The 25,053-nt window shown below is 61.9% G+C and carries 15 protein-coding genes; 9 read left to right on the top strand and 6 right to left on the bottom strand.

All coding sequences use genetic code 11. The annotated features are described in order from the left end of the window. Positions 1–47 precede the first annotated feature (47 nt). Entirely contained in the window at positions 48–599 is a 552-nt protein-coding gene (bilS, locus tag KTF55_RS08780) for a flavodoxin family protein BilS (RefSeq protein WP_217108355.1), read from the top strand. Positions 600–1,400: 801 nt separating this feature from the next. After that, a complete protein-coding gene (locus KTF55_RS08775; protein ID WP_217108354.1) occupies positions 1,401–5,489 on the top strand; it encodes a fibronectin type III domain-containing protein in 4,089 nt (1,362 codons plus the stop codon). Between the two features lie 548 nt (positions 5,490–6,037). Here KTF55_RS08775 and KTF55_RS08770 read toward each other — a convergent pair. Next, the gene (locus KTF55_RS08770; protein ID WP_217108353.1) at positions 6,038–8,338 is read right to left on the bottom strand and encodes an LTA synthase family protein; all 2,301 of its coding nucleotides are present in this window, start codon (positions 8,336–8,338) and stop codon (positions 6,038–6,040) included. Positions 8,339–8,551: 213 nt separating this feature from the next. Between KTF55_RS08770 and KTF55_RS08765 the strand changes: the two genes are divergently transcribed. The 5 genes from KTF55_RS08765 (at position 8,552) to KTF55_RS08745 (ending at position 14,298) form a co-directional block, all read left to right on the top strand. After that, positions 8,552–9,400 (top strand): nitroreductase family protein, encoded by an 849-nt coding sequence (locus KTF55_RS08765; protein ID WP_217108352.1) that lies wholly within the window; start codon positions 8,552–8,554, stop codon positions 9,398–9,400. Positions 9,401–9,559: 159 nt separating this feature from the next. After that, complete coding sequence (locus KTF55_RS08760; protein WP_217108351.1) at positions 9,560–11,587, top strand: KUP/HAK/KT family potassium transporter; 2,028 nt, start codon at positions 9,560–9,562, stop codon at positions 11,585–11,587. 60 nt (positions 11,588–11,647) lie between these two features. Further along, positions 11,648–11,842, top strand: coding sequence for a hypothetical protein (locus tag KTF55_RS08755; RefSeq protein WP_195363687.1), 195 nt, complete (start codon positions 11,648–11,650; stop codon positions 11,840–11,842). 112 nt (positions 11,843–11,954) lie between these two features. Then, positions 11,955–13,580 (top strand): ATP-binding protein, encoded by a 1,626-nt coding sequence (locus KTF55_RS08750; protein WP_217108350.1) that lies wholly within the window; start codon positions 11,955–11,957, stop codon positions 13,578–13,580. Between the two features lie 4 nt (positions 13,581–13,584). After that, positions 13,585–14,298 carry a response regulator gene (locus KTF55_RS08745; RefSeq protein ID WP_217108349.1) on the top strand — a complete coding sequence of 238 codons (714 nt, stop codon included), beginning with the start codon at positions 13,585–13,587 and terminating at the stop codon, positions 14,296–14,298. 95 nt (positions 14,299–14,393) lie between these two features. Here the strand turns inward: KTF55_RS08745 and rlmKL are convergent, their stop codons facing one another. After that, positions 14,394–16,961 carry a bifunctional 23S rRNA (guanine(2069)-N(7))-methyltransferase RlmK/23S rRNA (guanine(2445)-N(2))-methyltransferase RlmL gene (gene rlmKL / locus KTF55_RS08740; RefSeq protein ID WP_217108348.1) on the bottom strand — a complete coding sequence of 856 codons (2,568 nt, stop codon included), beginning with the start codon at positions 16,959–16,961 and terminating at the stop codon, positions 14,394–14,396. 75 nt (positions 16,962–17,036) lie between these two features. Between rlmKL and KTF55_RS08735 the strand changes: the two genes are divergently transcribed. Continuing rightward, positions 17,037–17,864: an HAD-IIB family hydrolase gene (locus KTF55_RS08735; protein ID WP_217108347.1), complete on the top strand. Its 828-nt coding sequence runs from the start codon at positions 17,037–17,039 to the stop codon at positions 17,862–17,864. Between the two features lie 193 nt (positions 17,865–18,057). Further along, complete coding sequence (locus KTF55_RS08730) at positions 18,058–18,762, top strand: transaldolase (RefSeq protein ID WP_254179384.1); 705 nt, start codon at positions 18,058–18,060, stop codon at positions 18,760–18,762. A 265-nt stretch (positions 18,763–19,027) separates the two neighbouring features. Here KTF55_RS08730 and KTF55_RS08725 read toward each other — a convergent pair whose 3' ends face one another. The 4 genes from KTF55_RS08725 to KTF55_RS08710 all read right to left on the bottom strand — a co-directional run bounded on the left by KTF55_RS08725 (position 19,028) and on the right by KTF55_RS08710 (position 24,900). Next, positions 19,028–21,175, bottom strand: a complete 2,148-nt coding sequence (locus tag KTF55_RS08725; protein ID WP_217108345.1) for a Tex family protein — start codon at positions 21,173–21,175, stop codon at positions 19,028–19,030. 411 nt (positions 21,176–21,586) lie between these two features. Further along, positions 21,587–22,627, bottom strand: a complete 1,041-nt coding sequence (locus KTF55_RS08720; RefSeq protein WP_217108344.1) for a Gfo/Idh/MocA family protein — start codon at positions 22,625–22,627, stop codon at positions 21,587–21,589. Between the two features lie 69 nt (positions 22,628–22,696). Further along, positions 22,697–23,953: an MFS transporter gene (locus KTF55_RS08715; protein WP_117646283.1), complete on the bottom strand. Its 1,257-nt coding sequence runs from the start codon at positions 23,951–23,953 to the stop codon at positions 22,697–22,699. Between the two features lie 65 nt (positions 23,954–24,018). Continuing rightward, entirely contained in the window at positions 24,019–24,900 is an 882-nt protein-coding gene (locus tag KTF55_RS08710) for an SDR family NAD(P)-dependent oxidoreductase (RefSeq protein WP_217108343.1), read from the bottom strand. Positions 24,901–25,053 lie beyond the last annotated feature (153 nt).

Here is a 25,053-nt window from a genome sequence, read left to right as displayed (position 1 = left end):
AAATTGCATTAGTGGCTTTAGTTTTGGGGGAAACGAGCAACGTGACTATGACATGCTCTTTGGTGGTCAACAGCAAGAGCGGTAATACCAGGATGGTTTCGGGCGCGATCAAGCGCGCTCTGCAGGCTGCGGGCGTTGAGTTTGTCCATGCCGCGGCATTGAGCGACGATGCGGATGCAGATCAGGTTGCGCTCGAGGCGCAGGGCGCCTGCGCGGCCGACACGGTGCTCGTCGGTTTTTGGTGCGACAAGGGTGCGTGCACGCCTTCGGTCGCGGCATTGCTCTCCGCCTTGCACGGCAAGCGCGTCTTCTTGTTTGGCACCTGCGGTTTTGGTGCCGACCAGAGCTATTACCAGCAGATTATCGACCGCGTGACCTCCAATTTGGCCAACGATGCCGAGCTTGCGGGCTGGGCGATGTGCCAAGGCAAGATGGGTCCCGCCGTCAAGCAGCGCTACGAGGCAATGCTTGAGCAGGATCCCGAAAACGCCCGATTTAAGATGCTGCTCGACAACTGGGTTGCCGCGAAGGACCATCCCACCAAGGAAGATCTGGACAACATGGCTGCAGCCGCCAAAAAGGCCGTGCTGGGGGAGTAGCTCCCATCGCTGACGGCGGTCGGTCCATCTTTCTAAATGAAACGTCCTCCCGGGCGTCGGGGCACGAAGTTCCCTGCTCTACAGTCCTGCGCAAGACGAAGGCCACATTAAGTGGCCTTCTTTGCGTGCGGAACTCGCGATGAACTTCGTGCCCCGCCGTCCGGGAGGACGCCTCTTTATTGATGGGAGGCCTGATAGGTCGATGGTTCCGTGCCCGGATGCGTCCAAAGTGGGACGGGCTTTCCGGATGGGCAGGCTTTCGAAAAATGCGTCCCGGAATTTGCCTTTGGAATGGGACGTAGTTTCCCGTTGAGGTGCTTTGCGGAAAGTGCATCCCACTCTGGGCGGTCGAAGTGGGACACACTTTCCCAAAGGCGCTCCAACGGGAAATTGCGTCCCATTATTCGGTCAAGAAACGGGATGCATTTTCCCAATGAGAGCAAAACCGGAAAATGCATCCCACAATCAGCCCTCAAAGTGGGACGCCGTTTCCCAATGAGGCTCAAGCGGAAAATGCGTCCCGGAATTTGCGCTCAAAGTGGGATGCGGTTTCCGGTTGAGGGTCTAAGGGGAAAATGCATCCCGGAATCGACGCTTGAAATGGGATGCAGTTTCCCGATGAGGCACTCGACGGAAAATACATCCCAGAAATGGCCTTTGAGCTGGGATAAGATTTCCGCGGCATCTCGGATTCTCAAAAATGAGACACGCCGTTGGCGAAAATGAGACACGTGATATCGGGCATCGGATGTATCATTTGCAAAAATGAGTCCACTCCACTCGAATAAAGCGAGGTCCCTCATGTACGTTCCACACCCCCGTATCCGTAGGCTGTCGAAAATCCCGCTTGTTGGGACGGCGGCGCTTGCTGCGTTGATCGCCACGAGCGTCGCCTGCTTCACGGCCACGCCCCAGGTTGCCCAGGCGGCAGACGCGCCCGCAATCACCGATATGACCGAGCAGGATTATCAAGCCCTGGGTCTGGGCACGAGCGAGGACATTCCGGCCGATACCGTTGGCCCCTATTCCACTGATACCCCCACGACGTTTGCCACGCGCAGCGAGGTCTATATGGCAGCTAACGGTAGCCATGGCAATCGCTACACTCTGCGCGACAAGCTCGAGAACGTCGAGCGCGGTGACATTGGCGGCAGCAGCAAACTCACCGATGGCTATGGAAGTGTGTGGGGCGCCGCAAAGTTCTGGCAAAACGTCAACAACTTCGATACGAACAGCGATCTCTACAAGCATAGCGACTACGGTGGCGGCACCTGGTCGTACCTAAGCAACAATGAGTCCTCAACAGTACTCGCCAACGACAACAACGGTTTCTCGGGCATTCACGCCACGAGTGTTGAGTTCTGCAGCGACGCCAGCACGGGCAAAAAGAGCCGCGTTGCCGAGCTCCGTGCCTACGGCGACAGTTCCTCCACGACGATTGACGGCAAGTCATACGCCGGAAAGGTTGAGCTGGTCCTCTACTCGTTTAGCAACGGGCGTACGCGCACTCTCGACACACACCTGCCGGTGACGGTCAACACTAATATGATGTACGAAGGCCGTTTTAAGTACCTGGATGCCGGTTACCTGCAAGAGCACGACGCCGTCTTTGATGTCGAGGCGGGCGATGTCGATGGCGACGGCGTCGACGAGCTTTTTGTCTACGCGGGCTGCTATGTCGACGAGAACGGCGTGCGCAAGGCTGTAGTCGACATGTATGACTTGGAGGGCGGCAACTGGAAGCAAAGCGTCGTCAAGATCGATGCCGGTAACGCCGCGGACTACACCACGCACAACAAGGGCGGGAACGACTCCTGGACGCAGCTTCAGTCAGCTCCTGTCGTTTCGCTAGCGGCCGGCGACCTCGATCGCGATTTTTGCGATGACCTCGCCATCGTGGTCTCGGCACCCTACGGCAAGAAGAATATTGATAAGTCGACGCATTGCGAGCTGTTTTCGTGGGATGCATCCAAGGGTGCGCTCGTCCATGTCGATGCTCTGGGCGACGCGGGCGCAATCTCCCTCTCCGCGAACGGCAAGACCATGGTCGCTGCGAATGCGACGTTCGGCACGTTTGCCGCCTACGATGAAGAAGGAAAGAAGACGGGTGAAACCGTCACGGGCCTTATTCTTGCGGGCTATGACTGGCAACGCAGTGCTTTTGATTACGGCGCTTCTGACGGCAGCAAGGGGCTGTACGGCGCGCTGTACCGCTACGCGTATTTTGACTCGGAGTCTGGCGAGTTCAAGCTTTCCGATTGTAAGGAATACAGAGACGGGCTCCTCGCCTCCTATGGGCTGATGCATGTGCCCAACAGCGCATGGAAGGATAGCGCTCAGGATAAGCGCTATCCGTGCACCTTGGCGCCTATTGCCCTTGCCACTGCCAACCTTGACGGCCTGTCCGAGCAGCTGGCGGTCGACGAGGTGCTCGTGGGCGGCGATGTGTTCCGCGACTTTGCCTGCAACACGGCACAGAGCGGGGCTCAGGGCTTGGGGTCCATGGTCGGAACCATGAGCATGAGCGGTCAGCAATACAACAGCAGCAACAAGCATGACCACAAGGGTATAGAGCAGGTGTGGATCAGCGACGTCAAGGCGGGCAGCGTCTCGGGTTCGGACCGCTATAACGAGAGCTTTATCGCCGTGGTGGGCAAGCACCGCGACGAGGACCTGCGCAAGAACGATGACTACTATTGGATGACCGCCTCGCATTTTTCGCTCGACGAGAACGGAAAGGTGCGCCGCGGCGAGGAGCAGGTGATTAGCGAGAGCAACCGTCGCGGCACTACCTACGGCACATTTATCTCGCTCGCGCTGCCCGATGTCGACAACGACAGCGTCAAGATCACGTACAAGGACCGCTACAAGGTCTATACCAACCCGCGCGTGCTTGCCGTGCTGCAGGATGCGCCCTATGTTGAGGATCTGGAGCAGGCATACGGCTATCTGGTGTTGGGCGGCACGTCATACGGAGAGGAAAAGGGCACGGGGACATCCCAGGGCTATACCATTGGCGCCGAGTTGGGCGTTGCCGTCGAGGTGCAGACCGGTCCGCCCCTGGTCGCGATGAATGCTTCAGTCGATTTTGCCGCCGAGGGATGCTATGACTACCGGAGCGAGCGCACGGTCAGCGCAAGCGTAAGCTATGAGTCGCATGCCGGCGAGGGTGACAAGGCCGTGCTCTACACGATTCCGATGGTCTATTACGAGTATGAGATCGAAAATGAGGAAACTGGTGGCAAGGGCGTGATGGCGGCGCCCGTGTCGCTCGGCGCGCAGACCTCGGTCGTTAATGTCGAGGCCTATGACCGCATTGCCAAACAGCACAATATGACGCCGCTCAGCTACTTTTTGACCAACCGGTCGGGAGAACCCGGAACCTATCAAACGACGCTCAACGGCGAGACTCCCGTTGGGGATTCCTTTGGCCTGGGCAAGCCTGGCGTAACGCGCGCCTACACGCACGATGGGTTTAACGGCGCCGCCGCGCAGTCGGGGGCGAGCATTGAGCAGACCATCGAAGTCGAGGAGGGCAAGGAGCAGGAGCTCGAGCTCGGCTTGACGCTGAACGGCAGCGTTGTCATGGGCGCGAAGCTCGCAAAGCACGAGTTGTTTGGCGGCCTGTGCTTTGGTGCCAACGCCGGCTTTACTACGGGTAACTCCTCGAGTGAATCGACCGAATACGGCGGCACCGTCGACAACCTGCCCGAGGCCGCGCAGGGCAAGTACGGTTTTGTGTGGCGTCTGGGCGTCAACGCGGTGGATGTCGACAAGTTCGAGGCAGACTCGGGCGACAAGCTCGGCACCAAGGACACCGACCAGTTCTGGATCGTGGGCTATGACGTTAAGGACGTCGAGATGCCCGACGCGCCGGCCGTGACGGGCTTTACGGCAAACGCCGTCGATTCGACCAGCGTTACGTTTAGCTGGGACGATGTACTCGCAAACAAGAGTGGCTTTAGCTACGGCGTGGGCATGCTGCAGAGCAATGCGGCGGATGCGGTCGTCAATAGCTGGAAGATTGCCGACAACACGCAGACCTCGCTCAAGTGGGATGGGCTGCAGCCCAATACGGAGTATCGATTCGCCATCGCCGCCGTTAAGAACGGATCCACGACCGAAACAGGTATTCGCTCGGCAATCATCACGGTCAAGACCATGCCCGATGGCATGACGATGACCGTGAGCGGACCTGCGGCGGATGCTGCGGAGGGGTCGGATCTTGGATACGACTCTTCGGTTGAGCGCGCGGCGGGAAGCCACCTGACGCTCTCGGCGATTGGCCATGTGAAGCAACTCGGTGCCGACGATAGCGAAACAGGGCTGGCACCGACCTATATGTGGTACCGCAAGGGCCGCGGCGAGACAGAGTTTAAGCTCGTGGGTGCCGATGGCAACCTCGCGGCTGGAACGGCCTCAAAGCTCGAGATTGACCTGACCGCAGACGATGACGGTGCGCAGTATTACTGCCACGTGGGATACAACGACGTGGGCCTCGACACCGGCACGACGCTCGTGAATATCGAGGCCGAGGAGACGGCGCCCACAACGGTGAACGCCACCCCGATCCGCACGCGCCGCCTGTTCTCACAGGCAAGTGCGGGCGCCAAGAAGTTCCTGGACCATACGCTGGTAAACACCGCCGGCCCAACCGATTCCGAAGGCTCAAAGGACCCCGAGACTCCTGAGACCCCGACGAACCCGGACAAGCCCAAGTCCGACAACGGAGCTAAGATCGACACCAAGGTCAAGACTACGACCACAGCGAAGAACCTCGCAAACACCGGCGACCAAACATTCGCCCTAGTCGCCACTGCAGCAGCAGCGGGAGCAACGCTCGTAGTGATAGCCCTCATCATGCTGATCAAGCGCCGCAAGACCCACTAGTAGCCAGTCGAACATATCGACAACCCAAAAAAACAGGCCACCCGGGTTTTCTGTTGAGTGGAGACTCCGCAAGCGGAAACTGCGTCCCATAATTAGGCCGAGAAATGGGATGAACTTTCCCAATGAGAGCCAACCGGAAACCACGTCCCAGAATCAGCCCCCAAAGTGGGACGCACTTTCCCAACGAGCCTCAACCGGAAAATACATCCCGGAATCCAGCTGAATAGTGGGACACACTTTCCCAATCGGGTCCCAAGCGGAAACTGCATCCCATTCCAGACAAGAATTCCGGGACACACTTTCCGCAAACAAAGAAGGCCACATAACGTGGCCTTCAACTTATATATGTTCAGCGGATACCCCTATGACAAGCCGTGTCCCAACAACAAGGCGTCTGTCCGGGCGGAGGTATGTAAGGTTCATCGCGAGTTCCGCACGCAAAGGGGGCCACTTAATGTGGCCCCCGTCTTGCGCAGGACTGTCCGAGCAGGGAACCTTATATGTCTCCGCCCGGACAGACGTTTCAGTTATGAACTCGCAGCTGGTCGCTACTTGATCTTGGTCGTACCCGGTGCCAGGTTGGGGTCGGTCTCGTTGGCCTCGGTCTGGAAGTGCTCGGTGTACACGTTCTTGCCGTCGCGGAACATCTCGTAGTACTGCATCTTGGCGTAATCTTCGCGCGCCTTGGTGGCGGCTGCGGCATCGGCGTCGTCACCGGTGACGTTGGAGGAAAGCGCCCAGCGCAGGCTGGCGTCCTCGTAGCCCACCGAGTTGATAGCGGGCAGCGACTCGCGCAGCGTCATGTGCGCCTTCTGGTAGTCGGAAAGCGGGGCGCCGATCAGCTGCATAAGCTGGGTGGACAGGTAGTTGGTGGACAGGTCGTCGACCTCGCTCGTCTGGTCGCAACCGGCAACGTCGTAGTTAGCCCAAATGATGTAGTCGGTCTGCCACAGGCGCTCCTGATGCGTGGCATCGTCTTCGCCGGTAAACCACTTATCGTTGAACTTGGACGGGAAGAACGGCTGGTGGTCGCCCCAGAACACCACGACCACCTTACGGTCGAGCTTGCTCAGGGCGTTGAGGAAGTAGCGAAGCGCCTGGTCGGACTGCTCGATGCACGAGACATACTCGTCGACATCGGAGAGCGTGCCGTCCTCGACGGTCTTGGCGTCCAGATCGGTCGTGTCGATGTTGAGGTGCATCTGCTTGTCGACCGGCAGCAGACCCGTATCGTAGCCCGAGTGGTTCTGCATGGTCACGTCGAAGATAAACTGCGGATCGGCGTTCTGGTCGAGCAGCTCAAGAATCTTGTCGTAGGTAGCCTGGTCGGTCACCATGCCGCGCAAGGTGTCGGCTCCCTGGAAATCGTTGATGGACAGGAACTGGTCAAAGCCAAAGTCCTTGTAGACGTTCTCGCGGTTCCAGTTGGTTGCGTGATTGGGGTGCATAGCCGTGGTGGAATAGCCGAGCGATTTGAACTGCTCTGCCAGGTTCCCGGTCGTTTCCATGTTGTAGATGGTGTAGGGGTACACGCCCGAGCCCAGGTTGGCCATGGAGTTGCCGGTCATAAACTCAAACTCGGTATTGGCGGTGCCGCCGCCGTAGGCGCTCACGTAGAGCTTGCCGCGGCTGAGGCAGTCGGACAGGCTCTTAAAGTACTGCGGACCCTCGTAGCCGGCGCGCATGTTCTGGTAGATCGACAGATCCGAGAACGTCTCGTTCATGATGGCGATGACCGTGGGCTTCTCGCTGTCGAACTGCTCCTGGGCGGCGGCGCGCTCGTCGCTCTTGGCCGCGTCGGACTTGTCGTAGGCCTTGGCGTACTTTTTGAGCGTGGCCTTGGCATCGTCGACGGAGTAGTCGGCGGGTTTGGGCGGCTTGATGGACTGTGCCGCACTAATAAAGGCAGGCAGGTAGCCCTCGCGCCAGTAGCTCTCGAGCGGACGCCAGGTGTAGACGGTGATGCCGAGAGTGTTGTAGTAGTCGATGAGCGTAACATGCGCGGTCACACCGCCCAGGCACAGCACGGCCACGAGCAGGTTGGTGAGCAGCATGCGCTTGGCGTTGGCGGCGCCCTTCTGACGGTGCGGTGCCACCAGGCCAGCGTACTCGCACAGCAGCATGGCGATGGCGGTAAAGCCCATGGACAGCACGCAGAACAGCGAGATGGAGAAGGTGTAGCCGGTGCCGGCGACCGCGGCGGCGGTGGAGATGGCCGAAAGGTCGCCCGGCTGGATGGGCATGGACTTAAACGTGATAACGAAGAACTCGGCAATGCCCAGGATAAAGAGGGCAAAGGCCAGGACCGCGGGGGCTGCGCCGTGGCGCTGGAATAGGAAGAACAAGCCGACCATGAGCGTGGTGATGATGGCCCACTCGAGCAGGATGCACAGGGGGTAGACCCAGGTAAAGTCGTGGTTGGACGATACCTCCATGCCCAGCAGCGCAAAGACGCCGGCGAGCAGCAGGCACAGGACGGCGGCGACGAGCGGTTTGCCCACAAAGGCGCCGCGCAGGCGGGCGAGCTTGCCGGTGGGGGCGGGGGCGTCGGGCGCGGCGAACGCAAAGACGCGCGGGGCGATGCGGTCGCGTGCGATGCTGGCCCAAGCGCAGCCGGTGAGGATGGCGTTGGTCAGGATGAGCATCACAAAGGCGAGCGGCTCGTTTTGAGCGACGAGGCCCACGGCGCCCCAAATAGTCAAAAAGACCTGGAACAGGCCGAAGGCGACGCTCCACCCAAGAGCGCTTTTGGCAACGGTGCCCGACTGAGCGCGAATGGCCTTGGCCTCGCGCAAGACAAGGTAGACGGTCGCCGCAAGACCGACGAGCGAGATGGCGGCAGCGAACATGCTGAGACTCCTCACAAACTAAAACGTACGAAAGCGGGGGTTTACCCGATTGTTACCAAGATATGCGCTGCAATTGGTGTCTGCGCACAACAACCAGCCATATTAACGCGCACGTGTGGCGGTGTGGCGCAATGTAGTGGCGACCTGCGCGATAATGGACGGGAATTACACGGAAACGTAAAGGCTTCTTAAAGAATTAGCGAGGATGAGGCGATGAACGAGCAGGTTTGCACCAAGGCTGTGGATACGAACGGCTATCCGGTCGAGACGACGGGCAATGCGGTGCTGGACACGTTGGAGCACCGTTCCTCCACGCGTGCCTTCGCGCGTGATGACGACGACCGTCCCGTGGCGGTGACCGACGAGCAGCGGGCGGCAATTTTGCATGCGGCGAGTCGCGCGCCGTCGGCGGGCGCCATGATGATGTATTCCATCGTGAGCATTCGCGAGCAGGCTACGCTGGATCGTCTGGCCGACCTGTGCGACCACCAGCCCATGATCGCCAAGGCGCCCTGGGCACTTATATTTGTGGTCGACTATGCCAAGTGGATCGATCTGTTTGAGCACGTGGGCTGCTTTGAGCCCGAGTTTGTCGAGCGCACGGGCAAGGCGCCCCGCCGTGCACCGGGTTTGGGTGACTTTGCCATCGCGGCCCAGGACGCCGTGATCGCTGCGCAAAACGCCGTGGTCGCCGCCGAGGCCCTGGGCCTGGGGAGCTGCTACATCGGTGATATCGTCGAGAATGCCGAGGAAGTGGCCGAGCTGCTCGATCTGCCTCCGTATACCATGCCGCTGTCGATGCTCATCATCGGCACGCCCCGTAAGGAGCGTCCGGCCATTGCGCATCCCGTGGTGAACCTGGTGCACGAGGAGCGCTACTGCCGCGCCGATGCTGCGACTATGGACGCGCAGGTAGCCGAGATGGACGCGATGTTCCGTCCGCATGCCCGCGTGGTGGGGGAGCGCGTCGTGGACATCTATACCCGCAAGCACACGAGTCCCTTTATGGCCGAGATGAGCCGCTCCATGGAGTGGTGGTTCAAAAATTGGCTCGGAAAATGACGGATGCGACAAAGAGACAGTCCCTTTGTCACATTCCATATCGCCGAGGTGGCTTAAAGGCCGTATAAATGTTTATCTAGCTGGGAAAACAGTGCCATTCAAACATGGGCCGATTACCTATAATTCCTTCGAACATTAAAGTTGGGAGGAAACCGGCTTATGGAACAAAAGGCCAAGGAGGCAGCTTCGCACGCTGCGATTCCTGTGAGCATCTCGGCGATGCTCGTCACGCTGGGCGTGGTGTACGGCGATATCGGCACCAGCCCCATGTATGTAACCAAGGCGCTCGTTGCCGGCAACGGCGGCATCGGAAGCGTCACGGAGGAGTTCGTGCTCGGCGCGCTCTCCCTTGTCGTGTGGACGGTCACGTTGCTGACCACCATCAAGTATGTGCTCATCTCGCTGCGCGCCGATAACCATGGCGAGGGCGGTATCTTTGCCCTGTACAGCCTGGTCAAGCGCTGCGGCAAGTGGCTTATCATCCCCGCCATGCTGGGTGGCGCCGCGCTGCTCGCCGACGGCATCCTGACGCCGGCCGTTACCGTTACCACGGCCATCGAGGGCCTGCGCACCATCCCGGCGGTCCATGCCGTGCTGGGCGATGACCAGGGCCGCGTCGTCGCCATTACGCTCGCCATCATCATCGTGCTCTTCTTGGTTCAGCGCATCGGTACGGCCAAGATCGGTCACGCCTTTGGCCCCATCATGACGCTGTGGTTCCTGTTCCTGGGCGGCACGGGTCTGTTCTTTGTTTTCCAGCACCCCGCCGTGCTGCTGTGCCTCAACCCGGTGCGCGGCATCGCCTTTTTGCTGAGCCCCAACAACCACGCGGGCATCATGATTCTGGGCAGTTGCTTCCTCGCCACCACCGGTGCCGAGGCGCTCTACTCCGACATGGGCCACGTCGGCCGCGGCAACATCTACGCTACCTGGCCGTTCGTTAAGTGCTGCCTGCTGCTTTCCTATATGGGCCAGGGCGCTTGGCTTATGAACAACGCTGTCAACCCCGAGCTCATGGGCATTGCCGACCTCAACCCGTTCTACCAGATGCTCGCCCCGGGTCTGCGCCCGTTTGCCGTCGGCCTTTCCACCGTCGCGGCCATCATTGCCTCGCAGGCGCTCATCACCGGCGCATTCTCGCTGGTGTCCGAGGCCAGCCGTCTGGACCTCATGCCGCACATGCAGGTCTTCTACCCTGCCGAGACCAAGGGCCAGCTCTACATCCCCATGGTCAACAACGTCATGCTCGTAGGCTGCGTCATCGTGGTGCTGCTGTTCCAGAACTCGGCGCATATGGAAGCCGCGTACGGCCTTGCCATTACGCTGACTATGATGTGCACCACGCTGCTGCTCTTCTTCTACCTGCACGAGGAGCGCAAGCTCAAGGTTGCTCCGTGGATCTTCGCGGCCTTCTTCCTTTTGCTCGAAGGCTTCTTCTTCGTGAGCTCGCTCACCAAGTTCTTCCACGGCGGCTATTTCACCATCCTCATGGCTGCACTCATCATGGGCATTATGGTGTGCTGGTACAACGGCACGGCGGTCGAGCAGCGCCAGTTTACGCTGCTGCCGCTGCGCAGCTACCTGCCGCAGCTCAAGCGCCTGCGCGACGACGACCGTTACGAGCGCATGAGCGACAACGTCGTGTACCTGACCAAGGACACCCATACCGACTACATCGACCGCGATATCGTCTATTCGATCTTGGACAAGCATCCCAAGCGCGCCCGCGCCTGGTGGTTTGTGAATGTCGAGACCATGGACGAACCGCACACCTTTGCCTATTCGGTCGAGACGTTCGGCACCGACTACGTGTTCCGCGTGCATCTGTACCTGGGCTACAAGATTAACCAGCGCGTCAATGCCTATCTGCGTCAGGTCGTTCAGGATCTGGCTGCCACCGGCGAGCTGCCGGCGCAGACGCATGACTACTCGGTCTACAAGGATCCGGGCAACATCGGTACGTTCAAGTTCGTCCTGATTCGTAAGCTTCTGGCGCCTGAAAGCGATGTGGAGCCGAGCGAGCGTACGGCCATCACGCTCAAGTACATCATCCGCCGCGCCGCCGGCACCCCTGCACGCTGGTACGGCCTGGAGAACTCCAACGTGAGCTTTGAGTACGTGCCGCTGTTCACTAAGTTCAAGGCCGTGAACAAGATGCAGCGCCTGGCCCCCAACGAGCGGCCGTAGACGTCGGCGGCTACACGGAGTTGGTTTTTGATGGATAAGCATGAGGCCGGGGAGGTAAACATGGATACAAAGGCGCTCGATGGCCGTGAGGCGGTGGTCGAAATGGTGCGTGAGGCGCGTGTCGACGCCGCCGAAGATCGGTTCCTTACGAACCGTGCCAACATGGATATGGCCGACCGCGTGATCTCGATCGTGGCACTGGTATTTGGAGCGGTGTGCGTGTGTGCCCTGCTCGCGCACGTGCTGTTTGTCTAGCGACCGCCGGTTGCAAAGGCTATACACTTGGAACCACCACAAGGGAAACCACCACAAAGGTGCCTGTCCCCTTTGTGGTGGTTTTTGTTTTTGAGAGAGGGGCGGGACGCTGATGGACGTCCGTACGGACGGCGATATTGCCGATAGCTTTTGGTGGCGGCGCACAACGCTGACGCGCCGCACTCCTCTGTATGACGCCTGCGTATCGGTGGGGCTGCTGGTCGCGGCGACGATCGTGGGCGCGCTGCTCGACCATCCGGGTCTCGCGCCGAGCATCATGATCGTCTATGTGTTCGCCGTTCAGTTGTGCGCATTCTTTACCTGCAGTCGCCTGTATTGCTTGCTGAGCTCGGCTGCCGCCGTGGCGCTCTACAACTTCTTGTTTGTCGACCCGCGCTGCTCGCTGTCGTTTATCGACCGCGTCTATCCCGGCATGTTCTTCATCATGTTTGTGGTCTCGCTTGTGTCGAGCTCGATTGCGTTGGCCCTGCGCCGGGCCTTGGCGCAGGCTGCCGCCAGCGACCGTCGCACGCATATGGTGCTCGAGACCAACCGCATGCTGCAGCGCTGCGCCGACGAGCAGCAGATTGTCCATGCCATGGCAACGCAGCTGGCGCGTCTTTCGGGCTGTCCGGTCGTGTGGTACAGCGCCGACGCCGAGGGCGATGACCTGCTGCCGCGCGCGACATACACGGCCGTGGGCGATGCCGCGCCGGTGCATGAACTGGCGCCGCAGATGCCGCCGCGGCTCTCGGCGTCCGCCTATGTGGGAACGCCGCTCGATGCCACCTATGGCGGCTCGGCGTTTTATGGCATCTACCTGACGGTTCGCACGGGCGACGGTTTCGTCCGCTCGGGCGACCCCGCCTCGGTGGTGGGCGTGCTGGCCATCGTTGCCGAGCCCGACGTGCTGACGCATGAGGAGCGGACGCTTGCCGATGCCATCGTGAGCGAAGGCGAGCTGGCGCTCGACCGCGCCCGCGCCATGGAGGCCCGCGAGGAAGCGGCGGTGCTCGCCAAAAACGAACAGCTGCGCGCCAACCTGTTGCGCTCCATTTCGCACGATCTGCGCACGCCGCTTACCAGTATTTCGGGTAATGCCGACGTGCTGCTCGATCAGGGCTCGACCGGCACCGCGGTGCTCGATGCCCAGACGCGCCGCGGCCTGCTTCTATCCATTCGCTCGGATGCGCTGTGGCTCAACGCCACCGTCGAGAATCTGCTCGCCATCACCAAGCTCGAGGGTGGCGGTATGCGCCTGTCGACCACGCTCGAGCTCATGGACGATATCGTCGAGGAGGCGCTGCGCCACGTGAACCCTGCCGTGCGCGAGCACGACCTTAAGGTGGTGGCGTGCGATGAGCCGGCGCTCGTCAACGTCGATGCACGCCTGATGGTGCAGCTGGTGGTCAATCTGGTGAACAACGCCATCACCTATACGCCCGCGGGCTCGCATATCATGATTTCGATTAGCGTCGACGATGGACGCGTGGCGTGCTCGGTGGCCGATGATGGTCCGGGCATCGCACCCGAGGATCGCGAACGGATCTTCGAGTCGTTCTATACCGCCAACCATGGTCTGGCCGACAGCCACCGCAGCGTTGGCTTGGGTCTTTCGCTCTGCCGTTCCATTGCGTTGGCACATGGCGGTAGCATAGAGGTTGCCGCGGCGGACCCGCACGGTTCGGTCTTTACGATTGAACTTCCCGCCGCCGACGTTTCGTTTGATAAGGAGTAGCGCTGTGCCGAACTCTGCCGTAAAACCGCTCATCTTGGTCGTTGAGGACGACCCCGCCGTTCGCAATCTTATTGTTGCCGCGCTCGAGGCGCACGGCTTGCGTCATATGGCTGTGGAGACCGCCCATGCCGCCATCGCCGCCGCCTCATCGCAGGCGCCGAGCATTGTGCTGCTCGATCTGGGCCTGCCCGATATGGACGGCGTCAAGGTGGTGGAGTCGGTGCGCACATGGTCGGGCATGCCGATCATTGTGGTCTCGGCGCGCAGCGAGGACGCGGATAAGATCCGCGCGCTCGATGCCGGTGCCGACGACTACCTGACCAAGCCGTTTTCGGTCGAGGAACTGCTCGCGCGCATTCGCACGACGCTCAGGCGCCTTTCGTATGCGCAGACGGGTGGTGTTGCCTCCGAGGGCTCGTTCGATACCGGTGAGCTGCATATCGACTTTGATGCCGGCATTGCCACGATGGATGGCGAGGAGCTGCATCTGACGCCGATTGAGTACAAGCTCTTGTGCCTGCTGGCACATAACGCCGACAAGGTACTAACGCACCAGTTTATCCTGCACGAGATTTGGGGTACGGCAACTAAGAGCGACCTGGCGAGCCTGCGCGTCTTTATGGGCACGCTGCGCAAGAAGATCGAGTCCGACCCCGCGCACCCGCGCTATATCCAAACACACGTGGGCATCGGTTACCGATTGGTCACCCAAGGCTAGATCGCCAACCACCGTCCCAATATGAGTTGCGGTGAAATACGGACGGAAATGGCCTATTTGGCGGCCAAACAGTCCATATTCCACCGCAACTTTGTTTATTTGCCCCTGGGTTTGCTGGCGTAGAACTTCTTCTTTTTGGGCTTGCCGGCGGGGGAGGGTTTGCCGTCGCCGCGCGGCCCTCGGTCTCCGGCCTGCGCGTGCGCGGGTACTGCCGCGCGAGGCTTGCGGGGCTCGGGGTTGCGCAGCTCCTCGACACGCTCGGCAATCTCCTCGGCGCTAAAGCCGACCTCGGCCATGGCGTCCTCAATGGGCAGGCGGCGCACGATATAGCAGTGGTGCACCTTCTGGTTGCGTGCGAAATCCTCGGGGATGGTCTGCGCCGTAATGTCCTCCAGCACCACGCCCGCGCGCGCGAGCTTGCGTGTCTCGGGGCGGAAGCCGCGCAGGTTGCAGCTAAAGATGGCGTGGCCGCCCTGTGCGAGCAGGCGCGATACGCCGGCCAAAAGCTCAACATGGTCGCGCTGGACATCCCAGGTGCGGCGGCCCATCTTGGACGAGTTCGAGAACGTGGGCGGGTCGACAAAGATCAAGTCCCAGCGGTTGCGCGTCTGGCGCTGGTCGCGAATCCAGGCGAGCACGTCGTCGCGCACAAAATGATGCTGCGGACCAACAAAGCCGTTCTGGCGCATATTGCGCTCGGCCCAGTCCAGGTAGGTGTTGGAAAGGTCGACCGTCACGGTCTCCTCGACGCCGCCATCGGCCGCGTAGCAGGTGGCAGTGCCGGTGTAGGCAAACAGGTTGAGGAAGCGGCGCGCCTGCTTGGCGTGCTCGCGCACCAGGTTGCGCGTGACGCGATGATCCAGGAAGATGCCCACATCCAGGTAGTCGTCAAAGTTGACGGCAAAGGTGAGCCCGCCTTCTTCGATGAGCGGCAGACGCCGGCGCGCGATGTTGGCGCGCTCGCCCGATCCGCCCTTGCCGGCGCCCTGCTTGCCGTACTGCGAGCCGCCACGCGAACGCATGCGGGCCTTGGCGTGCACATGCTCGGCCGGAACATCAAGGATGCGCGGCGCGATGGCCAAGATGTCGAGCATGCGGGCCTGGGCCAGCGCGGGGTCGATGGTCTTGGGCGCGGCGTATTCGGCGATGACGAGCCAGCGGCCCGGCGTCTGCGGGCAACCCTCGTACAGGTCGATGGCAGCGGAGTAGTCGGGCAGGTCGGCATCGTAGACGCGATAGCAGCTCACGCCCTCGCGCTTGGCCCACTTGCGGCGCAGACGGGCATTCTTGCGCAGGCGGTTGGCGAACTGCTCGGACTCCGGGATGAGCACGGGCAGCGGCTTGCCGTCGCCCAAGTCGAGCGTGGCGGCAGGTTCGGGCATGGAGGAGGCGGCGGCTTCGTCGTTGGCTTCGTTGGCATCCGCAACCTCGGCCTCGGCATCCGCGCTGGTCGCAGCCTCAAACGCTGCAGCGGCGTGGTCGAGTGAGGGCCAAACCTCAAGAGCCGCCTCCTCGTTATTGGGCATGACGGCGATCGAGCGCTCGGGCTCGGCGTGGAGCGCGCGGGCCAGCAAGCCGTCGCGGGTGAGAGCGGCGACCGGCGCCGAAGCGAGCTCGGGGGCGCGGCGCAGCTCGCCGATGAGCGTCATGGCATCGTGCATGAGCGAAAGCGGGGTCTCGGTCGTGTCCGCGACCAGGGCGGCACCGGCGACGGCGCCCGCATGGTCCAGCACGGTGGCGGGCTTGGCGGCACAAAAGTCGACAAAACGCTTGTAGCCGGCGCACTTGACCATGCGCTCGGCAGTCTTGCGGGCGGCGGGGTCGATGTCTACGGCCACGATGCGCGCCTGGCGCTCGCGCGCTGCCGCCTCGCGCTCGCGCGCCTCGGCAAGCAGCTGCTCCCACAGGACAGCGTCGTGCAGCTGCCAGCCCTCAAAGCCCCAGCGCTCGCGTGCGGCGCCCGGGGCGCGGTCGGTCAGAATGTTCACGGCCTCCAGCAGCAGACCGCCGCCGGCGCACGAGGCATCGATCAGCGTGGGAAGGGCTTCGTTTTCGTAATCGTCGGCCGTCAGCTCGCGCTCGCATAGTGCGGTCCAGCCGACCTGCGCCAGCACCAGGGCGGCGTAGTCGGGGCGCAACACGTGCGCACCCTCGCCGGCACGGGTCGCCGCGGGCGGCAGGCGCTTGAACAGCGGGTCGCCCGAAAGGTCCAGGCTGATGCTCGCGCGGCGCTGGCGCAGCGAAAGCAACAGGTGAACGTCGGGATCGGCAGCGTCGACATCGGCGCGACGGCCCGTGGTCTCGGCCAGACGGTCGCACAGCGCGTCCTTGGCGCGCAGGGCCGAGAAGCGCGTGTTGCGCAGCTGCTCGGTCACGCCGCGGGCGGTGATGGCAATGGTGGCGCCGGGGCGGACGATGTTCTCCCAGGCGATGTCGTAAACGCTATCGTACAGCTCATCGGCATCCTGCGCCTCAAAGCGCCCGAGCACCGCAAACACGCGGCTCGCTAGGCGCGACCACAGACAGGCGCGGTAGCCTTCTTCGAGCTCGCCCTCAAACGTGGCGCGGCCCTTCAGCCGGCGAACATGCGAAAGCCCGAGGCGTTTAAGCTCATCGGCGAGTGCGGACTCAAAGCCTTCGGGGCAGCTTGCGTAAAATTCCATGGGTGACCTCTCTGGTTGCGTCGCTCCATTATATGATGGATGCTTCGTTTGCCCTTATCCTCGAAAGGAACCCATATGATTGATGCGTGTCCCGAACCCGCTGTGCTCTTTTTTGACGTGGACGGCACGCTGACGTCGTTCGATCCCGACAACATGACCGACAAGGACTTTTCGGCGGTTCGCCCCTCGCAGGCGGTCGTCGAGGCGTTTCATCGTCTGCGCGACGCGGGACACAAGGCGTTTATCTGCACGGGTCGCCCCCTGTGGCTCATCGCCGATAGCTTGCGTGCGCTCGACCCCGCGGGCGTCGTTGCCATGGCGGGCGCCACGCTCGAGGTTGAGGGCCGCGTGGTGTATGAGGACTGCTTTGACGAAGACATTGTTGAGGAGCTTGCACGCCGTATGGCCGCGGCAGGGATTGAAGCCTTTTTCGAGACCAACGTGGCTACTTTTGCCCTGGAACCCGCGGGTGTTGAGCAGTCGTCTCTGATCGGCACTTCTGTGGTGCACAGCACCGAGGAAATGCGCGTCGACGGCCGTCTGCGCGTGGGCAAGGTAGGCATCGTCGCGAGCGACCTGGCTCGCGTAGCCAACGATGATGGCTTTATCGATCGCGAGTTTGAGCTGTGCAACACCGGTGGTCAGAATCGCGAGCTGAGCCCCAAGGGCATCGACAAGGGCGTGGGCGTGGCGCGAGCGCTGGAATACCTGGGTCGCACCGGCAACGCACGCACCTTTGGCTTCGGCGATTCGGGTAACGACCTGGGCATGCTCGCTGCGGTCGAGACGGCCGTGGCCATGGGCAACGCCATGCCCGAGGTCAAGGCGGTCGCCGACTACGTGACCGACGATGTCGCACACGACGGCACCGTCACAGCGATGCAGCATTTCGGCCTCATCTAATGAATCCCGCGTTCTGACGTTTGCCCAAACTGCGACTCTTTGCTTTTGCATGCTCAATCGATTTATCAATCCAAACACTGAGGTGTTTATACCGTTCGCCGAGAAGATAAAAAACTGCAGCTCACGCCTTGATAAACGTAGGTAAAGTGTTTAGCAGTTTATTGGCCGTATGCTAACGAAAGGAATCAGGCAGATGGCAATCAAGGTGTTCGCTGACGGTGCAAACCTCGAGGGCATGCTCGACATGTACGAGAACGGCAACGTTCAGGGTTTCACGACCAACCCGTCCCTTATGAAGAAGGGCGGCGTGACGGATTACCGCGCGTTTGCCAAGGAGGTCCTGACCCACATCACCGATGTGTCCGTCTCGTTTGAGGTCTTTGCCGACGACGTCGAGACCATGGAGGTCGAGGCCCGCGAGATCGCTACCTGGGCCGAGAACGTCTACGTCAAAATTCCGTGCGTGACCACCAAGGGCGAGTCCACCGCCGAGCTGGTCCGCAAGCTTTCCGCCGACGGCATCAAGGTCAACGTCACTACCATCTTTACGCCTACGCAGGTCGATGAGATAGTCGAAGCCGTTGACGCCGAGACGCCGTCCATCATCTCGCTCTTTGCCGGCCGTATCGCCGATACCGGCGTCGACCCCATTCCGTTTATGACGGAGTCGGTCAAGAAGGCCGCCGCCAAGCCCAACTGTGAGGTCCTGTGGGCGTCCACGCGCGAGCTCATCAACATTTACCAGGCCGAGGCCTGCGGTTGCCAGATCATTACGGTGCCCAACAGCATCCTGGCCAAGCGCAAGAACATTGGTCGCGACCCGTACGAGGTCTCGCTCGATACCGTGCGCGGTTTTGCCAAGGATATCGCGGCGCTCGGTTTCCATATCCTGCCGTAGCGCGAACACTGACTACGCCGCGGGCTGCTCGCCCCGGCTTTCCTTTCCCTATCGCTCACGCGCTTCGCGGGGGTCGCGCTAGGCAAAGGAAAGGCCGGGGCTGCCGACACGAGCTTGCCGGTAGGTTCTGAGCTGAATAAGACTTAGCTGGTGCTGCCTCTTTGATGGGGCGGCACCATTTTTGTTGCGGTATCTGCAAGTTTTCCCATTGGGTGAGAAAAACTTGCAAGTTCGACGATGGACAGCGGTGGTTCGTCCTTTGCTGTTACTTGCCCTGTACCATGGTGAGCGAGATCTTCTTGCGGTCGCGATCGACCTTTTCGACCCACACCTTGACCGTGTCGCCGACGCGCACCACGTCGCTGGGGTGCTTGACAAAGCGGTTGGCCAGTTTGGAGATGTGCACGAGGCCGTCCTGGTGCACGCCCACGTCGACGAAGGCGCCAAAGTCGACGACGTTGCGCACCGTGCCCTTGAGCTCCATGCCGGGTTCCAGGTCGTCGATGGAAAGCGCTGAGCGGCTAAAGACCACCTCGGGTGCGTCGTCGCGCGGGTCGCGGCCGGGCTTCTTGAGCTCGTTGACGATGTCGATGAGCGTGAGGGTGCCGCAGTTCAGGTCGCTTGCCAGCGCCGAGATGCTGCCCAGGCGGCGCTCGATGTCGGGCACGCCGCCGCGGCTGAGCTCGCTTGTTTTAACGCCGGCGCGTTCTAGGACGGCCGTGGCCACCTCGTAGCTTTCGGGGTGGACGCTCGTCGCGTCGAGCGGGTTCTTACCGCCGCTAATGCGCAGGAAACCCGCGGCGTTGAGATATGCCTTGGGTCCCAGCTTGGGGACCTTCTTAAGCTGGCGGCGATCGGTAAAGGCGCCGTTTTCCTCGCGGTAGGCCACGATGTTTTTGGCCACGCTCGGCGTGATGCCCGATACGTATCCCAGCAGGCTTGCGCTCGCGGTATTCACGTCGACGCCCACGCGGTTGACGACGTCCTCCACCACGTGGCCCAGAGTGCGCGAGAGCTCGGCCTGGTCAAGGTCGTGCTGGTACTGGCCCACGCCGATAGACTGGGGCGGGATCTTGACGAGCTCTGCCAGCGGGTCCTGCAGGCGGCGGCCCAGGCTCATGGCGCCACGCACGGTGACGTCCAGATCGGGATACTCCTGGCTGGCGAGCTCGGAGGCGGAGTACACCGACGCGCCGGCCTCGTTGACGATGGTGTATCGCAGCTCAGGCGCCTGCTCGGCGATGAACTCCGAGACGACTTCCTCGGTCTCGCGGCTGGCGGTGCCATTGCCGATGACGATGGTGTTGACGCCGTCCTTCTTGACGAGGCGGGCGAGCTCGCGCTTGGTGCCGGCGACGTCGTGGCGCGGTTTGGTGGGGTAGACCACGCCGTGGTCGAGCAGCTTGCCGGTCTCGTCCATGACGGCGACCTTGCAGCCGGTGCGGTAGCCCGGATCGAGCGCGAGCACGCGGGCGCCGCGCACGGGGCGTGCCGAGAGCAGGCCCTCGAGATTCTTGGCAAAGACATTGATGGCCTCGGTCTGCGCGCGGACGGTGAGTTTGGCGCGGGCCTCGCGCTCCAGCGAGGGGGCCATGAGGCGCTTGTAGCCGTCGGCGATGGCGGCGTCAAAGACGGGCGCGAAGACGCCCTGGCGTCGGGGCCAACGGCTGCCGAGGCGTGCCGTGGCGGCGGCGCCGTCGACGTTCACGCGCACGCGGAGCTTGCCCTCGCGCTCACCGCGGTCGATAGCCAGCACGCGGTGGTTGGGTATACGGCGCAGCGGCTCATCATAGCTGTAGTACGGCTCGTAGGGGGTCTTCTCGGTGGGGTCGGTGGCCTCGACGACGATGTTTGCGGTGTTTTGCGTAAAGGCACGCAGGTCGGCGACGTTCTCGGGGTCCTCGGCCACCGTCTCGGCCACGATGTCCGCCGCGCCGGCGAGCGCCTTCTCGGGCGTGTCGAAGCCGGCTTCCTCGTTGACGTATGCCGCGGCGGCGTCGAGCGCGCTGCCCTTGGCCGAGGCCTGCATGATGACCATGTTGGCAAGCGGCTCCAGGCCTGCCTCGCGGGCCTTCTGTGCGCGGGTCATGCGCTTTTTGCGGTAGGGCTTGTAGAGGTCCTCGACACGCTGGAGCTGCGTGGCCTCGCGAATTTGCTGTTCGAGCTCGGGCGTAAGTTTGCCCTGGGCGTCGATGAGCAGAATGACGTCCTCTTTGCGCTGTTCAAGATTGCGCAGGTAGGACAGGCGCTCGTCGAGTGCGCGCAGGGCGACGTCGTCCATTCCGCCTGTGGCTTCCTTGCGGTAGCGCGAGATAAAGGGGATGGTGTTGCCCTCGTCGATGAGCTTGACGGCTGCCTCGATGTTGGCGGCCTTAAGGTTGAGCTCGTGGGCGAGCTGGGCGATAAGATCCATGGGACTCCTTGCGTTTAAGGTGCGTTTGCAGCACAGGGCTACCAAGGATACCACCCGTTTCAAAAGACTGTTTTGGGCCCGCGCCACGAAAACGACCTATCTACTACGTTTGAACCGTATGGGTCGACCATCCCCCGGTTTTCCGAGAATGCGCAAGCCGTCTACCTGCGCTTTTGATTTTAGGAAATTCGGCATGGTTGAGGGCGGTCGGTTAAACGTAGTAGATAGGCCCATTTCGTGGCGAACGAATCAAGCCGAGGTGCAAAATAGCCCCCGCCCCAGAAAAATCGTCGGGAAGGTAGCAAAATGCCCCGCGGGCAGGAGGCTGCTCGCGGGGCAAAGAAGAGGGGCTTGTTGGTGACGGACCGAAGGGTTCGGCATGGGGTTTCTGCCGCGGTCGCTCTTAAGGCATTACAGCTCGACGAGCTGGCCGGTCTCGGCGGCCTCCTTGATAGCGTTGAGAAGCGTGAGCGTCTTAACGTTGTCGGCGGGGGTCACGACGGGCTCGACCTCGCGGCGGACAACCTTCACAAAGTGCTTGAGCTGCATCTTGTGCGGCAGTGCCGGGTCGACGGCCGGAATCTCCATCTGCAGCGGCTTGTGCCAGTTGGAGGCGCCGTCGTAGGAGAACTGGTGCAGGCGGGGCAGCGACAGGGCGCCCTTAGTGCCGCCGATAAAGTAGGCGTCGGCGTCGAAGGGGCGGTACTGCGGATCCTCGCGAGCGGTTGCCTCCCAGTTCCAAGGGCTGGCAGTGGCGTCGGAGATGGTCATGCTCGCGAGCGCGCCATCGGCAAAACGGACGTTGACCACGGCGGAGTCCTCGGTCTCAAAACCGCGGGCGGCGCTGGACTGCATACCTTGGACGGCAACGGGCTCGCCCAGCAGGTAGCGGAGCAGGTCGACGTCGTGCACCAGGTTGACTAGGATCGGGCCGGCGCCCTTCTTGCGGCGCCACTCGACATCGAAATACTCGTCATTCTTATAGATCATGTAGTGGAAGCTCGACACGGTGAGCTTGCCCAGCTCGCCGGACTCGATGATCTCCTTGGCCTTGTTGACGAAGGGGTTGTGGCGACGGTGCTGACCCACGAGCACGGGCACGCCGGCGGTTTCGGCCTCGGCGGCGAAGGCCTGGGCATCCTCGAGATCGTTGGAGATCGGCTTTTCGACCAGCGGCACGATGTTGCGCTTCACAGCCTCGCGAGCAACGCCTAGGTGCAGGTCGTTGGGGGTAGCGATAATGACGGCCTCGGGCTTGATCTCGTCCATCATCTGGGCGGGATCGGTGTAAAACGGCACGCCGGCGGCCTCGGCCGTGGCGCGGGCGCCCTCAAAGGCGTCGGCGATGGCGACGAGCTCGGCCTCGGGCTCCTCGGTGACAAAGCGGATGTGGTTGCGGCCCATGGCGCCGGCGCCGATAACGGCAATGCGGACGGGGTTGAGCTCAGACATTTCGACTCCTTAATACCGGTGACCGGTGGAATGCGACAAAGGGGCTGTCCCTTCGTCGCATCGGTAAAACTAGGCGGACTTCTTCTTGCTGTCGGAGACCATCATGTAGACGGTGAGCACGACGGCGATGGCGGCGATCACAATAGCGCCGTAGAAGGACTGCTGGTAGGCGGCGCTGCCGGCCTCGGCGTGATACAGCACGGCGGTGATGGGCTGGCTGATCCAGGTGGAAGCGGCGTAGCCCAAAAACATGATGCCGTAGTTGACGCCGATGTTGCTGGTGCCAAAGGCGCCACCGGTGAGCGGCGGGTAGATGACGAGCAGAGCGCCAAAGCTAAAGCCGAGCAGGGCGAGCGCCACAAAGAACATGCTCTGCGTAAAGCTCATCGACATGATGACGAGGGCGACGATGGTGACGACAAGGCTGATGAGCAGCGACTTATAGGCGCCGAGCTTGTCGATGATCTGGCCAAAGGACAGGCGGCCGACCAGGTTGGCGCAGGTGTTGACGGAGACCACCACACCGCCGAGGGCGACGGCCGCGGCGCTCGTGGGGTCGGCGAAGAGCTGGACGGCGGCGATGGAGGCAACCTTGCCCACGAGCAGGGTGCCCGCGGTGGCGGCAAAGGCGAAAGTGACGATGAGGACCCAGAAGCGCGGGGTCTTGACCATCTCGCCCGGGGTGAGGTCGCCGAAGGTGCCGGCGTGCGCGCCGCCCTTGGGGGCCTCGAAGCCCTCGGGCAGCCAACCGGCCTCGGGGGCCTTCAGGAACAGGGCGGAGGCAGCAATCGTCACAAAGAAGATGACGCCGAGCGCCTTAAGGGCGCCAAAGATGCCCAGGCTCGGGATGAGCAACGAGGCGAGCACCGGGGAGAGCACGGCGGGGCCGGCGGTCGAAGCGGCCAGGGTGATGCCGGAGGCAAGGCCCTTTTTGTCGATGAACCACTTTTGACCGGTGGTGAGTGCCGGGTTGTAGCCCAGGCCGTTGCCGATGGCGGCGACGAGCGAGAACCACAGGTAGAACTGCCACGGCTCGGTGACGGTGCCGGACATAAACCAGCCCAGGCCGTAGCACACAGCGGCGGCGATCACGACGTTGCGCGGGCCGATCTTATCGGAGATGCGGCCGGCGAAGATGCCCGTCACGGCCATGATGGTCTGAAAGACCGGGAACGCCCAGGTAAGGGCGCTGGACCACTCGGGGTAGACGGCGAGCAGGTTCTTGCTCACGACGGAGTACAGCGCGATTGAGCTGATGAAGAACATGGTGACGCACGCGGCGGAAAGCACGACGGCGCGACCCTTGTTGGAGTTGGTGGAAGCCATTGGACTCTTTCTGATCGATACGGGGGAGGAGCGGGCGTATCCGCGGGCCTCCCTGTTAGGTTGGTTTACTGGTCAGTCGGCTTGGCGACGCCGGACTCATCGGACCAAAGCTCGACACCCTTGTTCTTGAGGTAGTTGTCGGCATAGGCGCGACGGCCGCCGGGCTTGGCGGTGAGGTCGCCCATCATATTGGAGAAGCCACCGTCGACTTTGATGGCGTCGCCGGTGGTAAAGTCCGAGCGCTTGGACGCCAGGAACATGACGGCGTTGGCGATATCGCTGACCTCGCCGATGCGGCGCGTGGCGATCAGACGGCTGCGGCTCTTTTCGACCTCGGGGTCGGCGTAGAAGTTGGCCGACATCGGGGTCTTAACGAAGCAAGGCTCGACGCAGTTGGAGCGGACGCCGTAGGGGCCCCACTCGGCAGCCAGCATCTTGGACATCATGTTGACGCCCGCCTTGGTGGAGCTGTACACGCCCGAGAACGTCTCGGGGGAGTGGCTGGCAACGGTCGAGATGTGCACCAGGCGGCCCTGGCCGGCCTTGATCATCTCGCGACCAAAGCGCTGCGAGGTGATGAAGTAACCGGTGAGGTTGACGTTGAGCACCTGCTCCCAGTCGCTCAGCGGCAGGTCTTCCATGGCGGCGAAGCGCAGGATGCCGGCGGTGTTGACGAGAACGTCGATGCGGCCGAAGTCGCGGATCGTGGCGTCGACGGCGGCCTGAACCTCGGCCTCGTCGGTAGCGTTCATCTTGTAGCCCTCGGCGTGGATGCCAAACTCGGCGGCGAGGTCGGCGGCAGCGGCCTTGACCTTTTCCTCGTCCAGATCGAGCAGGACGACGTTGGCGCCGTTGCGGGCGAACTCGCGGCAAATCTCGACGCCCATACCGCCGAGCGCGCCAGTCACGGCGCAGACATCGCCCTCGAGCTTAAGCCAGTTGCTCATAGGAACTTCCCTTCTTGTGCCTCCCGGTGGGTCGCTCCCGTTAACCGACCCACGTGGTTTTTGCTGGTTATCGTATGCTTTGCATTTGCGCAGGTGAATTGCATATTTGTTAGAATGGCGTTAATCGTAGGTTTACACTGTGCGATGCAGTTT

The organism is Collinsella sp. MSK.8.10, assembly GCF_019041915.1.
Classification (GTDB): domain Bacteria; phylum Actinomycetota; class Coriobacteriia; order Coriobacteriales; family Coriobacteriaceae; genus Collinsella.
The sequence above is the reverse complement of the archived record's forward strand: the minus strand, read 5'-3'. Positions and strand labels throughout refer to the sequence as shown.

What these genes read in the sequence shown, in the direction of transcription:
- KTF55_RS08760 (WP_217108351.1), top strand. Translation starts at nt 9,560, where the DNA reads ATGGAACAAAAGGCCAAGGAGGCAGCTTCGCACGCTGCGATTCCTGTG.
- KTF55_RS08770 (WP_217108353.1), bottom strand. Translation starts at nt 8,338, where the DNA reads ATGTTCGCTGCCGCCATCTCGCTCGTCGGTCTTGCGGCGACCGTCTAC.
- KTF55_RS08755 (WP_195363687.1), top strand. Translation starts at nt 11,648, where the DNA reads ATGGATACAAAGGCGCTCGATGGCCGTGAGGCGGTGGTCGAAATGGTG.
- KTF55_RS08765 (WP_217108352.1), top strand. Translation starts at nt 8,552, where the DNA reads ATGAACGAGCAGGTTTGCACCAAGGCTGTGGATACGAACGGCTATCCG.
- bilS (WP_217108355.1), top strand. Translation starts at nt 48, where the DNA reads ATGACATGCTCTTTGGTGGTCAACAGCAAGAGCGGTAATACCAGGATG.
- KTF55_RS08750 (WP_217108350.1), top strand. Translation starts at nt 11,955, where the DNA reads ATGGACGTCCGTACGGACGGCGATATTGCCGATAGCTTTTGGTGGCGG.
- KTF55_RS08715 (WP_117646283.1), bottom strand. Translation starts at nt 23,953, where the DNA reads ATGGCTTCCACCAACTCCAACAAGGGTCGCGCCGTCGTGCTTTCCGCC.
- KTF55_RS08725 (WP_217108345.1), bottom strand. Translation starts at nt 21,175, where the DNA reads ATGGATCTTATCGCCCAGCTCGCCCACGAGCTCAACCTTAAGGCCGCC.
- KTF55_RS08730 (WP_254179384.1), top strand. Translation starts at nt 18,058, where the DNA reads ATGGCAATCAAGGTGTTCGCTGACGGTGCAAACCTCGAGGGCATGCTC.
- KTF55_RS08775 (WP_217108354.1), top strand. Translation starts at nt 1,401, where the DNA reads ATGTACGTTCCACACCCCCGTATCCGTAGGCTGTCGAAAATCCCGCTT.
- rlmKL (WP_217108348.1), bottom strand. Translation starts at nt 16,961, where the DNA reads ATGGAATTTTACGCAAGCTGCCCCGAAGGCTTTGAGTCCGCACTCGCC.
- KTF55_RS08720 (WP_217108344.1), bottom strand. Translation starts at nt 22,627, where the DNA reads ATGTCTGAGCTCAACCCCGTCCGCATTGCCGTTATCGGCGCCGGCGCC.
- KTF55_RS08735 (WP_217108347.1), top strand. Translation starts at nt 17,037, where the DNA reads ATGATTGATGCGTGTCCCGAACCCGCTGTGCTCTTTTTTGACGTGGAC.
- KTF55_RS08710 (WP_217108343.1), bottom strand. Translation starts at nt 24,900, where the DNA reads ATGAGCAACTGGCTTAAGCTCGAGGGCGATGTCTGCGCCGTGACTGGC.